Origin of the sequence: Amycolatopsis sp. NPDC058986, from assembly GCF_042741125.1 — a bacterium.
Lineage (GTDB): Bacteria > Actinomycetota > Actinomycetes > Mycobacteriales > Pseudonocardiaceae > Amycolatopsis.
The window spans coordinates 69,664-83,066 of the sequence record NZ_JBHYJW010000046.1; the positions used below are offsets into that span (position 1 = coordinate 69,664).

A 13,403-nucleotide genomic window follows, 5' to 3' on the forward strand; every position below is an offset into this window, starting at 1 on the left:
CAGGGACGCCATTCACGGACCGAGAACCGGACTCAGAGACGATCGGCGTCGATGATCGCCTTGGCGAAGGGCCGCGGCGCCTCCTGCGGCACGTTGTGCCCGATCCCGTCGAGGATCCGGTGGGCGTACTTGCCGACGTATTTGTCCCGATAGGACTTCCCGTCCTTCGCCGCGCCGTCGAAGTCGCTGCCGATCGTGATCGACGGCACGGAAATCGGCGGCGCGGTGGCGAGTTTCCGTTCGTACTCGTCGAATCGCGGCTCGCCGGGCGCGAGGCTCAACCGCCAGCGGTAGTTGTGGACGACGATCTCGACGTGGTCGGGGTTGTCGAAGGCCGCCGCGCTGCGGTCGTAGGTGGCGTCGTCGAACGTCCACAACGGGGAAGCGTTCTTCCAGATCAGCTTGTTGAAGTCGTGCCGGTTCGCCCGGTAGCCCGCGCGCCCGCGTTCGGTCGCGAAGTAGTACTGGTACCACCAGCCCAGCTCCGCCGCCGGGGCGAGCGGCCGCTGGGTCGCTTCGAGGTTCGTGATGATGTACCCGCTCACCGCGACGATCGCCTTGCACCGCTGCGGCCACAGCACCGCGATGACGTCGGCCGTCCGCGCACCCCAGTCGAATCCGCCGAGAATCGCCTTGTCGATCTTGAGCGCGTCCATGAACGCGACGACGTCGGCGGCCACCGCCGACTGCTGTCCATTGCGGACGGTCTGTGCGGACCGGAACGTCGTCGCACCGTACCCGCGAAGGAACGGGACGAGCACCCGGTACCCTTCCGCAGCCAGCAGCGGCGCAACGTCGACGTAGCTGTGCCCGTCGTAGGGCCAGCCGTGCAGCAGGAGCACCGGCTGCCCGGTGGCCGGGCCGAACTCGGCGTAGGCCATGGTGACGTCCCCGGCGTCGATCCGCTTGATCGGGCCGAGCGCGGTGTGCTCACCCGACCCGGCACGAAGATCCGGCGCGGCGGGCGGAGCAGCGGCCGGAGCGTTCGACGAGCACGCGGCCAGCGACGTCGCCGCCACCCCCGCCGCGAACACCTGCGTGAACCGTCGCCTGCTGATCATCTGGACTCCTGTGCGAAAGCCTTCGGGTACGACGGCGACGTTAGGCAGCCGTCGCGGGCCTTCGCGACCGTCGGATGACGCAGCCGGGGTAAGTCAGTCCCCGAGTGCTGCGAGCGCCGTCGCGAGATCCGCGCGCGAGCTGACGCCGAGCTTGGGGAAGATCCGGTGCAGATGCGTGCCGACCGTCCGGTGCGAGAGGTAGAGCCGCTGCCCGATCTCCCGGTTCGTCAGCCCCTCGGCGGCGAGCTGCGCGATGCTCAGCTCGTGCGGAGTCAGCTTCTCCCGCGCGTCCGGTCCCCGGTTCGGGCTGGACTCCCCCGCGCTGCGCAGTTCCCGCCGGGCCCGCTCGGCCCAGGCCGTCATGCCGAGCGCGTCGAACGTCTCCCGTGCCGTGCGCAGATGTGTCCGGGACTCCACCACCCGGCGCTGCCGCCGCAGCCACTCGCCGAAGGCCAGGTGCACGCGCCCGCGTTCGGCGGGCCACCCGTGCAGGTCCGCCCGCAACGCGGTCAGGAACAGCTCCTCGACATCGTCACCCGAGGCGAGCACGGCACGCGCGTAACGCAGCCCGATGTGCAAAGCCGGTGACGACGTCGACGCCGCCAAGGGCTCGAGATCGCGCAGGATGTCTCGCAGAGCGTCGGTCCGTCCGGCTCGTACAGCGGCCTCGGTGAGTTCCGCGACGAAGTACGCGCGCAAGGCCAACTGGTAGGCGGGATCCGCCGGATCGAGGATCCGGCTCAGGTCGGCGAACGCGTCGTCGAAGCGGCCCTCGCCCAGCGCCGAGAGCCCACGCGCGAGCTGGACGGTGGCCAGGACCGGCCGGGCGCCCGCGACGAGCCCGGCCCGTTCCGCCTCGTCCGCCAGCGTCTTCGCCTGTTTGTGGTCGCCCCTGAGCGCGGCGATCTCTGCCTGGACGGCCGTGGCAAACCCGTACATGAACGGCTGCCCGGTCTCCCCGGCGAACCGGGCGGCCTCCGCCGCGACCGGTACGGCGGTGGCCAGGTCGCCGAGCCGGGTCCGGCTCCACGCCTGGACGGCCAGCGCCCTGGCCAGCAGGCCGAGCCGTCCCTGTGCTCGCAGACCGGGCGCCGCGGTCTCCGAAAACCGCGCCGCCAGGTCGAAAGCGCCGACCTGCAACGCGGCACTGCCCAGATACCGGTCGCGTTCCGGATCGTCACCGGGTGCCCCGGCGAGCTCGCGCAATCCCGCCAGTACGACGTCGCCGCGCTCGAACGGCGCGACGTAGGCGGCGACGGCGATCGCGCGCGGATCGTCCTTCCGGACGAGGACGCGGTCCGCGATCGCCAGCAGCGAACGCCGGGTGTCCGCCCCGGGTTCGGCCCAGAAGCAGCGCATCGCGGCGCCCCACAGGATCCGCCCCGCGGCGTCGTGCTGCCCCTCCGCGGCGACCGACCCGGCCAGCTCCGCCAGTTCCGACACCCGCGAGACGTCTTCGCGGACGCCGTCCTCGAATCCGCTGAGCAGCCAGCTCGCGGTGGCCCGCTGCCGCGGCGAAAGCTCCGCCGTCCGCGCGTCGCGCACCAGTCGCTCGGCGGTGCCCCGGCTTCCGGAGTCGACCGCCAGCTCGGCGGCACGCAGCAAGCGGCTCGCCCGCGCGTCCGGCGCTTCGCTCAACCGCGCGGCCTGTTCCAGCGCGGCGATCGCCGCCGCCGCGCCGCCCCGGTGGTGTGCCCTGTCGGCGGTGCGTTCCAGCTCCTCCGCCACGGTCTCGTCGGCTCCGGTCGTCGCGGCGGCCCGGTGCCACGCCTGCCGATCCTGGTGCCCTGCCAGGGTTTCGGCGAGCGCCAGGTGAGCCCGCCGTCGCTCGGCGAGGTCGGCGGCCGCGGGAATGGCCGAGCGCATCAGGGGATGCCGGAAGGTCACCGTGCCGGACCCCAGCTCGACCAGCCCGGCCGCGGCGGCCGGGGCCAGGATCTCCGGCTCGGGCGACGAGCCGAGGATCCGGCCGGTGGCCGCGAGGGTTTCGGCGAGGGAATCACTGGGGTTGAGTGCCGCGACCAGCAGCGCGGTCCGAGCGGGCGCCGTCAGGTCCGCGACCCGCGCGGTGAAGGCACGCTCAAGACGATCACTCAACGGCAGCACCGGATCGGCCCCGTCGAACTCCGCCGACGGCAGTTCGGTCAGCGCCAACGGATTGCCCGCCGCCACTTCGAGCACGCGCGCCCGGACCGTCGAAGCGAGGCCGGGGGCGACCGTGTCCAAGATCTCGGCGGCGGCCTCGTCCGGGAGCCGGTCGACAGGCATCGGCGTCAGCCCGGCGTCCCGTAGTGGGGAGGGCTCCTGGTCCCGCAGGGTCGCGATCAGGATGATCGGCTCGGAGTCGATCCGGCGGGCGACGAACGCCAGGACGTCCGCGCTCGCGCTATCGAGCCAGTGCACGTCCTCGGCGACAACCAGCAGCGGGCGGTCGGCGGCCGCGTCGGCCAGCAGGGTCAGTGCCGCCAGGCCGACGAGGTACGCACTGGGTTCGTCACCCCCGGCGAGGCCGAGCGCTGCCCGCAACGCGTCTCGTTGCGGCGCCGGGAGCGCGTCCAGCCCGGCCCGGAGCGGGTACAGCAGCTGGTGCAGCCCGGCGTAGGCCAGGTTCCGCTCGGCCTCCGCGCCGGTCGCCGTCAGCACGCGCAGGCCCGCCACCGACGCCGCGGAAACCGCTTCGGCCACGAGCGCGGACTTCCCGCTCCCCGCCTCCCCGTGCAGGAGGACGCCGGCGTGTTCGGCCGGTCCGCCGACGAACTCGGCCAGCATCTTCAGCTCGGCGTCCCGTCCGAACAGCGGCATCGTGCCCCCTCTTGTGCGTACTGATCACGACGATACCCACCATGACGTACAACGTCGGCGTCATCCGACGGGCGCCGAGGCCTTCATCACGGACTTACCTTGGCCGCGTGTCAAACCACCACAGGACAGTGCGCGTAGCCGCCGTCGCGGTCATCGCCGCGCTCACCGCCGCCTGCTCGGCGAGTACGCCCCCACCAGCGCCGTCATCCCCGGTTGCCGCCACACCGGCCCCGGTCGCCGCGAGTGGCTGGTCACCCGCGCCGGTCGTTCCGCTGCCCACGCAACCGCCTCCGTCGCTGGTCGTCGACGCGCCACTGCCCGACCAGCTGGCCATGGGCCTGGTCGTGCTCCGCTACCGCGCGGAGAACCTGCGGATCGTGCCGGTCTACGGACCCGGCGCGCTCGACGTCTCGCCGCGGATCGGCCACATCCACGTCACGGTCGACGACGCGCCGTGGCACTGGGCGGACGGCAGCGGCGAGCCCCTCATCATCCAGGCGCTGCCGCCGGGCCCCCACAAGGTCTGGGTCGGGCTGGCCGATCCGACGCACAAGGTCATGGACAGCAAGACCGTGGAATTCGTCATCCCCGCACAGGCCGGTCACCATTGAGCGCCCGCACTGTGCCGAGACCGGAGTGGCAGCTGCTCGCACCGTTGGCGGTCCTCGCGGGCGAGCTGGGCGCCACGATGGCCCAGGCGACGATCACCTGGCTCGCCGGACCGGCGATGCGCACACCGGAATGGTTTCCCGATGAAGACATGAGGGGCTAACGTCGGATAGCCATCCAGCCGGTTCGCGGGGAGGCGTGATGACCAGACGGCGGTTCCTGCTCGTGCTGTCCGTGCTCGTGGCACTGCTCGCCGGGACGCCGCCGGTGTCGGCCGCGCCCGGCGGGACGACGCGCACGAACGCCACGTTCTTCAACGACGCGAAGACACCGGGAGCCGACCCGTACGTCCGCTACGACCTGGCGACCGGCTACTACTACGCCTACTCGACCGAGGGCGCGGACCCCGGTTACCACTTCGGCGTCTACCGCTCGCCGGACCTGGCCACCTGGGAACACCTGCCCGGCGGAGCCCTGCGCGCCGACGATCCCGGCAACTGGGCACACGACTGGTACTGGGCGCCGGAGGTCTACCACAACGAGAAAACCGGGCTGTACTACCTTTTCTACGCGGGCCGGATGAACACGCACGTCGCGGAGCACTTCAAGTACGCCGATTTCGAGGAGCCGTCGAAGATCGGGGTGGCGGTTTCCCGCTCACCGGGCGGTCCTTTCACGAACATCGCCGCGCGGCCGATCGACTATTTCCCGTTCGACCCGGCGTATCACGACGTGAACCTGATCATGGACGCGACGCAGAAGAAACCGCCCGCCACTCTCGAAGAAGGCCGGACAGCGCCGCTCGGCACCTATATCCCGTTCATCGACCCGGACGTGTTCTTCGACGACGACGGCCGGATCTATCTCTATTTCTCCCGCAACGCGTACCGGAACTGGGTCTGGGACACCGATCTCGGCAAATACGTCGAGGAGTCGAACATCTACGCGGTCGAGCTGACCCGCGGCTGGTGGGACGATCCGAGCGGCACCACCATGCCCGCGATCAGTCCGTCCTATCGCGACACCAACCGCTCCCCCGCGGACCCGCCGGGCACCCGCAAGGACGGCTTCACCCCGATCCTTTCGTACGCGGCGGACAAACAGCACTGGGAGAACGCGCACGTCGACGACTACGCGAAGTCCGGCGGGTCCAAAAAGGACCGTCGATGGGCCGAGGGCTCGACCACGATCAAGACCTACACCGGGACCGGCCGGAACCGGAAGGCCGTCTACTACCTGACGTACTCGGCGAACAACTACGAGAACCAGTACTACGGCGTCGGTTACGCGGTTTCCGACAGCCCGCTCGGGCCGTGGCGCAAGAGCCCGGCGAACCCGGTGCTCACCCAGAATCCGGCGCAGGGCCTGTATTCCACCGGACACGGCAGCGTCGCGGCTTCGCCGGACGGTCGCGAGCTCTACTACGTCCACCACGGCCGTCCATCCACAGTGGACGATCGACGGCTCTACACGGCACGGCTGCGGCTCGATCCGGCGCGGGCCGGACTGGCGATCGACGGCACCACCGAGGACCGGCCGCTCCCCTCGGGGATCGCGCCGTTCCGGATCCGGGCGGCGGACCCGCTGCTGGTCGTCCCCGCCGGGCAGCGGGCGAGCACCACCGTGTCGGTCCTGGCGCGCGACGGCGCGGCATTCGACCTGGCCAATCCGCTCAACGGCGTACACGCGGAACTGCGTCCCGCCTCCGCGGGCACGGCGCGGGTCGGCGGCGGCCGGATCACGGTCACCTCGACGGGCGGCTTCGCCCTCCTCACCGTGACGTACCAGCGCGCGCTGACCGGAGGCGGCCACACCGACGTCACGCAGACGACCGGCGGGCGCCCGGCGGAGCCGGTCTCGGTGACCGTGCCCGTGTTCGGACTACCCGCGCCGCGAGAGTAGGAGCTGGTCAGCAGCCTCCGCACCCACTGCCTACTGACAAGTAGGCACACCCCGTGTCACCATCGTCCGATGGCCGACATCCCGCATCGAGGCGCGCGTCGCACCGCCAAGCTCGCGAGCCTCCCGCTCGGGGTGGCGGGACGCATGGTCGGCGGCTGGGGACGGCGGCTCCTCGGCGCCGACGCCGAAGGTGTCCAGGCCGAACTGGCCGAGCGCACGGCCGAGCAGCTGTTCGAGGTGCTCGGGCAGCTCAAGGGCGGCGCGATGAAGGTCGGGCAGGCGCTCAGCGTGTTCGAGGCCGCCGTGCCGGACGAACTCGCCGAGCCCTACCGCGAAGCGCTGACGAGACTTCAGTCGGCGGCGCCGCCGATGCCGGCGAGCTCGGTCCACGCGATCCTCACCGAGCAGCTCGGCTCGAGCTGGCGGCGGCGGTTCCGCGACTTCGACGACCGGCCCGCGGCCGCGGCCAGCATCGGGCAGGTCCACCGGGCGGTGTGGCACGACGGGCGCGAAGTCGCGGTCAAGGTCCAGTACCGCGGCGCGGCCGAGGCGCTGCTCGCCGATCTGAACCAGCTGCGCCGGTTCAGCAGGCTGCTCCAGCCACTGGTCCCCGGCATGGCGGTCCGGCCGTTGCTCGCCGAGCTGACCGAGCGGATGACCGAGGAACTCGACTACCACGCCGAGGCAGGACACCAGCGCGCCTTCGCCGCCGCCTTCCGCGACGATCCGCGGATCTTCGTGCCAGGAATACTCGCCAGCGCGCCGAAGGTCCTGGTCGGCGAATGGGTCACCGGCACCCCGCTCGCCGAGGTCATCGCCTCGGGCGGCAAGGAGGTCCGGGACCGGTTCGCCGCGCTGCTGGCGGAGTTCCACTACTCCTCGGCCGATCGCGTCGAACGGCTGCACGTGGACCCGCACCCCGGGAACTACCTGCTGCTCGGCGACGGGCGCCTCGGCGTGCTGGACTTCGGCGCGGTCGGCCGCGTGCCCGGCGGCATCCCGTGGACACTCGGCCGGATCGTCCGGCTCGCCGTCGACGGCCGCCCCGACGAGCTGCTCGCCTTGCTGCGCAAGGAGAACTTCGTCCAGCCCGGGATCACCATCGAGGCCGCGGACGTGCTGCGCTACCTCGCGCCGCTGGTGGAACCGGTCCAGGGCGAGACGTTCCACTTCACCCGCCGCTGGCTGCGCAGGCAGGCGGGCCGGATGACCGACCTCCGGCGGCCCGAGTTCGACACCGGGCGCTCGCTGAACCTGCCCGCGCGGCATCTCATGCTCGTCCGCGCCACCGGCGGGACGACCGCGATCCTGTGCCAGCTCGACGCCGAGGTCGCGATGCGGCCGATCTTCGAGTACTGGCTCGACGGTTTCGCCGACGACTGACCCGCCCCGCGCGGAATTCAGCAACCGCTCCCCTTCGCCGCAGGGGCACCGATGACGCCCCAGCGCGTCGCGATGACGATCGCCTCGCTCCGGTTCCGCGCCCCGATCTTCCGGTAGGTGTCCTGGATCAGCCGGTACATCTGCCGCTCCGAATAGTCCGCGGCGCGGGCGATGTCGGCCACCGACGCGCCCCGCGAAAGCGCGCCGAGCCAGCCGATCGCCTGCGGATCGAGTCCCAGCCCCTCGGGCACGGCGACCTCGGGCTCGGCCAGTGCGCGGGCGATCCGGCTCGGCAGGCAGGTGGCGCCGCGCAGCGCAGCGCGCAGCACACCGACGATCTCGGTGATGTCCGCGTCGTGGGCGACCAGCCCGTCCGCCCCCGCCCGCAGCGCTGCGCGGTGACCCGCCACCGTCGGCTCGTTCAGCAGGGAGATGATCGGCAGCCCTGGCCAGCGTTCCTTCGTGCGGGTCAGTACGGCCACGTCGTCGGCCGAGGCGGGCAGGAAACAGGCTTGCCAGGAAGAATCGCCGAGCGGACCGGTCGAATCCGCGTCGTGCACGTCGAAACCCGCTTCCTTGAGGCCGAACACCAGGCCGAGGCGATAGGCGGGCAGGTCGTGCACGATGAGGATCCGCTGGTGATGTGCGAGCCGTGCTTCATGACGAAGGAGCCCGTCCATACCCACTCCGTTTCGATGGCTACCCCGTCAAATCTACTCACGGACGCGACCATCGAAAGCTCCGTACGCGCGACCTTTTCCGGTGCCGGACACGGCGGCCTTCGCCGAACTGTCAAGGAATTCGCCGGGAAATCCGCCGAAAGCCGCACCGGAATGGCCGGGGCCGCAGGCACAGGCGAATTCTCACCGCGGGCGGCGCCGTCCGGGCCCTGCCCTCACGTCAGCCGATTCGCCACCACCGCCGGAAAACGCCATGTCTCGGCGCTGACCTCGTCGCTGAGCACCTGTTCCGCGGCGCGGTCCAGCATCGCCATGACCCAGTTGTCGAATTCGACCCCGGACAGGTCCGCCGCCCGGCGCCACCACACGAGCCGGTTGTCGGGGACCTCGATGCGCGGGATCACCGAGGCGGACTGCTGCTTCCGTTCACCACTGCTCTCGAGGCGCTCGTCGCGGATACGGCTCCGCAGCTGCTTGGTCGTCCACATCGCCTCTTCGGCCCTGTCGAGCCAGAAGTCCTGCTCCTCGGCCGGCAGCGAGGCGACCTCGGCGTGGTGCTGGAAGCTCAGCCCGGCACGCCGCCTGTCCAGGTCGAACCGGCGCGCCACCCAGGCGTAGTTGCGCAGCGTCTGATACTGCAGCCCCGCCGCGCGGATGGCGCGGCGGTACCGGTCGGTGTAGCGCTTCTTGCCGTAGACGAGCCAGTCGCCGAGCCACCACGAAGACGAGTCGACGATGCCGGAAAGCTGCCGTCCCGCCCGCTCCCAGCCCTCGAAGCTCAGATCGGCCGGAATGCTCAGGCCGACCCCGGTCATCAGCACCTGGTCGTCGTCCCGGCCCGGCGGCACCTCCGCGGGCAGCCGCCGTTCCAAGGCCCCGGCCGTTTCCGGGCCCGGGACGTTGTCGGTCACGCTCATTGAAGCCCCCAGTCGAACATGATTCGGCCCGTGCCCGGCCACACCGCGGCCGTGCACGACCACCCAGAACCGTTTCTTCACCGGCCGAACTCATGGCCACGGCGAATACGCTTCGCTCGCAATCCCCCGTTGTCCACGAACCCGTCCCGTTCGTTCTCGCACACTGTTCCAAACCGTCAACTAACCGAGGAACCTCCGAACGGGTAGTTCTCCCAGCACGGTGGATCTTCCGCCTCCCCCATGCCCGCAGGTCACAGCGACTCCGCTGACCAGCGAAGAAGCGTTCCCGCCGCCGCGAGGACAATGCTAGATCCCCAGCGAACCCTTGCCCATCGGGAAAGCATCTGTTAGGGGGCGACTGGGGTTTCCGGGTAGGGGTGTCCCCGGTATCCGGTGGCACTTGTGTGCGGCGGCGAACAACCCGGGAACCCTGGCCGATTCGAAACCGAAACACCCTCATGTCTCGGAGCCGACCTATGATCCCGGCATGACCTCCGACCCGCTGAACCGCGAGCAGATCGTCCGGGTCGCGATCGAGCTGCTCGACGCCGACGGTGTGGACGGGCTGAGCATGCGGCGGCTCGCGGGCCGGATCGGCTCCGGCGCCACCTCGATCTACTGGTACGTCCGGAGCAAGGACGAGCTGACCACCCTCGCCGCCGACGCGGCGTTCGGCGAGATCGAGCTGCCCGATCCCGCCCGGGTGGGCTGGCGGCCCGCGGCGAGCACGATGGCGCGCGGCCTGCGCGCGACGATCCTGCGGCATCCGTGGCTCCCGCAGGTCATCGCCGCCCGTCCGGCCTTCGGCCCGATGACCGCGCGCCACGCCGAGCACGCCTTCACCGTCTTCCAGACAGCCGGGTTCGCCGACGCCCACCTGGACTGGGCCACGAACGCCCTGTTCGCCTTCGTGTACGGCACGGCGCTGGGCGAGGCGACGACGACGCACCTGCGGGAGAAGCTGCGGCAGGCCGGGGTCGACGAGGAGCAGTACCTCAACGAGCTGATCGACAGGCAGCGGGCGGCGGCCGCCCCGTTCCCCCGGGTGCGGGAACGCTACGAGGCCGCGGCACGGGCGGACCGGGACAGCGCACGGGACAGGTCGTTCGAGTTCGGCCTGAGCACGGTCCTCGACGGCCTCGAAGCCCGGCTCACCCCGGCGCCGGAGGGCCTCGCGGCCGAACCCGGCAGTCCATAAAGGACGGAGCATCGGCGGTGCGCATCGGTGTCCCGCCACCGGGACGGCCGATTCACGGCGCGGGAGTCATCGGCACCTGTCCCCGCGCGACGCCGTTCGCGTCGAGCAGCCTGCCCATCCGCTTCGGCATCTTCGTGGTGATGCTCCGTTCGGCGATCCGCACGCCGGGCAGGCGCGCGGCCAGCGTCGCCTCGAAGTCCAGGCAGCCCGACGGCGAACGGAACCAGGTCGACAACACCAGGTTGTGCTCGCCCGCCACCGCCGCGCACAGCCGCGTCTCCGGGAGCGCGGCGACGACCCGGCCCACCTCGTCCAGCCGATCACCCGGCACGTCGAGCCGGTACCCGCCGATGACCGGCCAGCCCGCGACGCCGTGGGCGAGATCGCAGCGGAAGTCCAGTTCGTGGTCGACGAGCATCCTGGCGAGCCTGCGGCGGACCGCGGACTCGCTCATCCCGCAATCCCGTGCCAGCTCGGCGAAACTCCGGCGCCCGTCCGCGCCGAGCGCGTGCACCAGCGCCTCGAAATCCGTGTCGTTCCACCGTGCCGGGACCACCAGCCGCGCGCGCTCGGCGGTGTCGTCGAGTACCGCCCGTTGCTGGGGCGTGAGCGTGTGGACCAGCCAGCCGCTTCCCTCCCGGTAGACGCGGGTGGCGACGGCGAGACGCACCCCGGTCACGCCGTCGAGCTCGGCCACCCGCCGCGCGATCAGCCGGTCCAGCCCGGCGAGCCCGTGCGCGGACACGCCGAGGAACAGCTGGTAGCGCCCGGTCGTCCGTTCGAGGTTGAACACGCACTGCCAGCCGCACAGCCGCTCGGTCAGCGGCGTAAGCGCTTCCGGGCGGCACGCGATGTCGAGGTACCCGACGGTCAGCGTCGGGACCGTGACGTACGCGGTCAGCCAGGCGAGCCCCGCCGAGGTGAGCCGCTCCCAGCGGCGCGCCGCGGTCGTCGCGTCGACACCGATCGCGGTGCCGATCCGGGTCCACGGTGCCCGCGGATCCACCTGCAGCGCCTCGACGAGCGCGAGGTCGAGTTCGGTCAGCAGGGCGCTTTCCGGCAGCGCTTTCCGGGAAGGGCCGGAATCCGGCGTAGGGGCGACCTGCCGCGACATGGAGCGCATTGTGACCCACTCGTCACGGATTGCCAACCATCCCGCCGGAATCCACCACAGCGACAGGCCGGACGCCGTGATCCGCCGCCGTGTCCACCCCGGACCGGAAACCATCCGTTAGTAGGTACCGGCCCCGTAGGCCGCCGCGAAAACTTTGTCCAGTTCTTCCTCTTCCATCCCCGCCGATTCGGACACCCCCTTCGGGCTCAGCACCCTCGGGTGTCCACAAAGGACAAAGGAGTGTGCCTCGTGAGGACGAAGAGTCTCGCCCTGCGCGGGCTCGCGACGGCGTGCGCGTCCGTCGTCGCCCTGCTCGCGTCGCCGGCATCCGGTACCGCGGCGCCGGCCGCCCGTACCGACCTGCGCATCACGATGCAGGCGCAGGAAAAGGACCAGTGGTGCTGGGACGCCAGCGGCAACACCATCGCCGCCTTCTGGGGTCACAAGCTGACCCAGACCCGGTTCTGCCAGATCGCGCACAACGAGTCGGGCAGCGACTGCCGGAACAACCAGGGTTATCTCAGCGACCAGCAGCGCGTTTTCCGGTACCTCGGTTTCCGGAACGTGGGCACGTACAACTCGAACGGCCAGATCCTTTCCTTCGCCGCCATCAAGAACCAGATCGACGCCAAGCACCCCATCGGCACACGGATCGGCTGGACCTCGGGCGGCGGGCACATGCACGTGCTCTACGGCTACGACGACACCAATGGCGCGACCAAGGTCGAATACGGCGACCCGTGGCCGAACAACAGCCGCTACAACTCGATGAACTACAGCTCCTACAAATCGAACAACCAATTCCGGTGGACCCACACCGTGTACGGGATCGAGGGCTGAGACGATGAGGAACCTTTTGCGTGCGGCGATCATCGCCGGTGCCGGGCTGCTCGTCGTGCTCGGTGCGGGAAGCGCTTCCGCCGCGGAATCCCCCGCCGGGCAGCCGAATGCGGCCGACCTCGCCGCGATCGGCACCCTCGTGTCCGGAAAGGACACCGCGAACCGGCTCGCCACCACGGTCTTCCCTGACGGCACCAGAGTCGCCGCGGAAACCGCGGCCCGCAACGCGATGGCCGACCCGGCCAAGCCCGTCGCGGTCTACGAGCCGTCCGCGGAGTTCGTCACCGGGAAGTCCGCGGTACCTGCCGAACTCGCCTACGTCGCCGTGCCCGCCAGGACCGGGGACGGCGCGACGGCCACCGTGCAGGCCCAGCGCGAGGGCCGTGACTGGTCGGTCTTCAACGTCGCCTCGGGCGACGTCGAACAGCGGCTCGCGGCCGAGGCGGGCAAGGGCTACCTGCTGCACGAACCGCAGGTGAACGCCTGGTACGCGGTCGAAGGCGGCACGGTGCGGGTGCTCGACGGCTCGGTCACCGGCACGGCGAAGGGCGCGACCATGAGCGTCGACGCCTTCCGCACGGCGTTGCGTGACCGCTACGCCGACAAGCTGCCGGGTTCGGCCTACGACCGCGAAGGCGCCGGGGGTGGCTACACCCCCGCGTCCGCGACCGCCCGGCCGAACGAACCGCGCGACCTGCTCGTCCCGATCCTGCTCGGGGCCGGTGCGCTGGCGCTCGTCGCCGCCGGCGCCTACGCGGTGCGCCTGCGCAGGCAGTGAAATAAAGCAGCGACGCGCGGTGTGGCCGCGCGCCGGGACACCCCGCGGGGGGTTTTTTGGGAGCGCGTTGAGATGGGGGCGATAGTCGCCCGGGGCCGCGCCGCCCAGCGCAGCGCGCG

At 71.0% G+C, this 13,403-nt stretch carries 12 protein-coding genes; 7 read left to right on the plus strand and 5 right to left on the minus strand.

The window, feature by feature from the left end:
• Positions 1–32 precede the first annotated feature (32 nt).
• Positions 33–1,061, minus strand: coding sequence for an alpha/beta fold hydrolase (locus tag ACFW0G_RS32555; RefSeq protein WP_378329284.1), 1,029 nt, complete (start codon positions 1,059–1,061; stop codon positions 33–35).
• 93 nt (positions 1,062–1,154) lie between these two features.
• Positions 1,155–3,863: an ATP-binding protein gene (locus ACFW0G_RS32560; RefSeq protein ID WP_378329285.1), complete on the minus strand. Its 2,709-nt coding sequence runs from the start codon at positions 3,861–3,863 to the stop codon at positions 1,155–1,157.
• Between the two features lie 107 nt (positions 3,864–3,970).
• Here ACFW0G_RS32560 and ACFW0G_RS32565 point away from each other — a divergent pair, with 107 nt between their 5' ends.
• From ACFW0G_RS32565 to ACFW0G_RS32580, 4 genes are all read left to right on the plus strand, one after another.
• A complete protein-coding gene (locus ACFW0G_RS32565; RefSeq protein WP_378329286.1) occupies positions 3,971–4,474 on the plus strand; it encodes a DUF6130 family protein in 504 nt (167 codons plus the stop codon).
• An 11-nt stretch (positions 4,475–4,485) separates the two neighbouring features.
• Complete coding sequence (locus ACFW0G_RS32570) at positions 4,486–4,635, plus strand: hypothetical protein (RefSeq protein WP_378329287.1); 150 nt, start codon at positions 4,486–4,488, stop codon at positions 4,633–4,635.
• A 38-nt stretch (positions 4,636–4,673) separates the two neighbouring features.
• A complete protein-coding gene (locus ACFW0G_RS32575) occupies positions 4,674–6,374 on the plus strand; it encodes a glycoside hydrolase family 43 protein (protein ID WP_378329288.1) in 1,701 nt (566 codons plus the stop codon).
• A gap of 69 nt (positions 6,375–6,443) precedes the next feature.
• Positions 6,444–7,757 (plus strand): ABC1 kinase family protein, encoded by a 1,314-nt coding sequence (locus tag ACFW0G_RS32580; protein ID WP_378329289.1) that lies wholly within the window; start codon positions 6,444–6,446, stop codon positions 7,755–7,757.
• 17 nt (positions 7,758–7,774) lie between these two features.
• On the opposite strand, the gene ACFW0G_RS32585 is transcribed toward ACFW0G_RS32580, so the two are convergent.
• Positions 7,775–8,437: a hypothetical protein gene (locus ACFW0G_RS32585; protein ID WP_378329290.1), complete on the minus strand. Its 663-nt coding sequence runs from the start codon at positions 8,435–8,437 to the stop codon at positions 7,775–7,777.
• Between the two features lie 215 nt (positions 8,438–8,652).
• The gene (locus tag ACFW0G_RS32590) at positions 8,653–9,354 is read right to left on the minus strand and encodes an LmbU family transcriptional regulator (RefSeq protein WP_378329291.1); all 702 of its coding nucleotides are present in this window, start codon (positions 9,352–9,354) and stop codon (positions 8,653–8,655) included.
• 487 nt (positions 9,355–9,841) lie between these two features.
• Here ACFW0G_RS32590 and ACFW0G_RS32595 point away from each other — a divergent pair, with 487 nt between their 5' ends.
• Entirely contained in the window at positions 9,842–10,552 is a 711-nt protein-coding gene (locus ACFW0G_RS32595; RefSeq protein ID WP_378329292.1) for a TetR/AcrR family transcriptional regulator C-terminal domain-containing protein, read from the plus strand.
• Between the two features lie 52 nt (positions 10,553–10,604).
• Here ACFW0G_RS32595 and ACFW0G_RS32600 read toward each other — a convergent pair whose 3' ends face one another.
• Positions 10,605–11,666 carry an Lrp/AsnC family transcriptional regulator gene (locus ACFW0G_RS32600; protein WP_378329293.1) on the minus strand — a complete coding sequence of 354 codons (1,062 nt, stop codon included), beginning with the start codon at positions 11,664–11,666 and terminating at the stop codon, positions 10,605–10,607.
• A 270-nt stretch (positions 11,667–11,936) separates the two neighbouring features.
• On the opposite strand from ACFW0G_RS32600, the gene ACFW0G_RS32605 reads away from it, so the two are divergent.
• Together ACFW0G_RS32605 and ACFW0G_RS32610 are read left to right on the plus strand one after the other, a co-directional pair.
• Positions 11,937–12,506, plus strand: coding sequence for a papain-like cysteine protease family protein (locus tag ACFW0G_RS32605; RefSeq protein WP_378329295.1), 570 nt, complete (start codon positions 11,937–11,939; stop codon positions 12,504–12,506).
• 4 nt (positions 12,507–12,510) lie between these two features.
• Positions 12,511–13,284: a hypothetical protein gene (locus ACFW0G_RS32610; protein ID WP_378329294.1), complete on the plus strand. Its 774-nt coding sequence runs from the start codon at positions 12,511–12,513 to the stop codon at positions 13,282–13,284.
• Positions 13,285–13,403 lie beyond the last annotated feature (119 nt).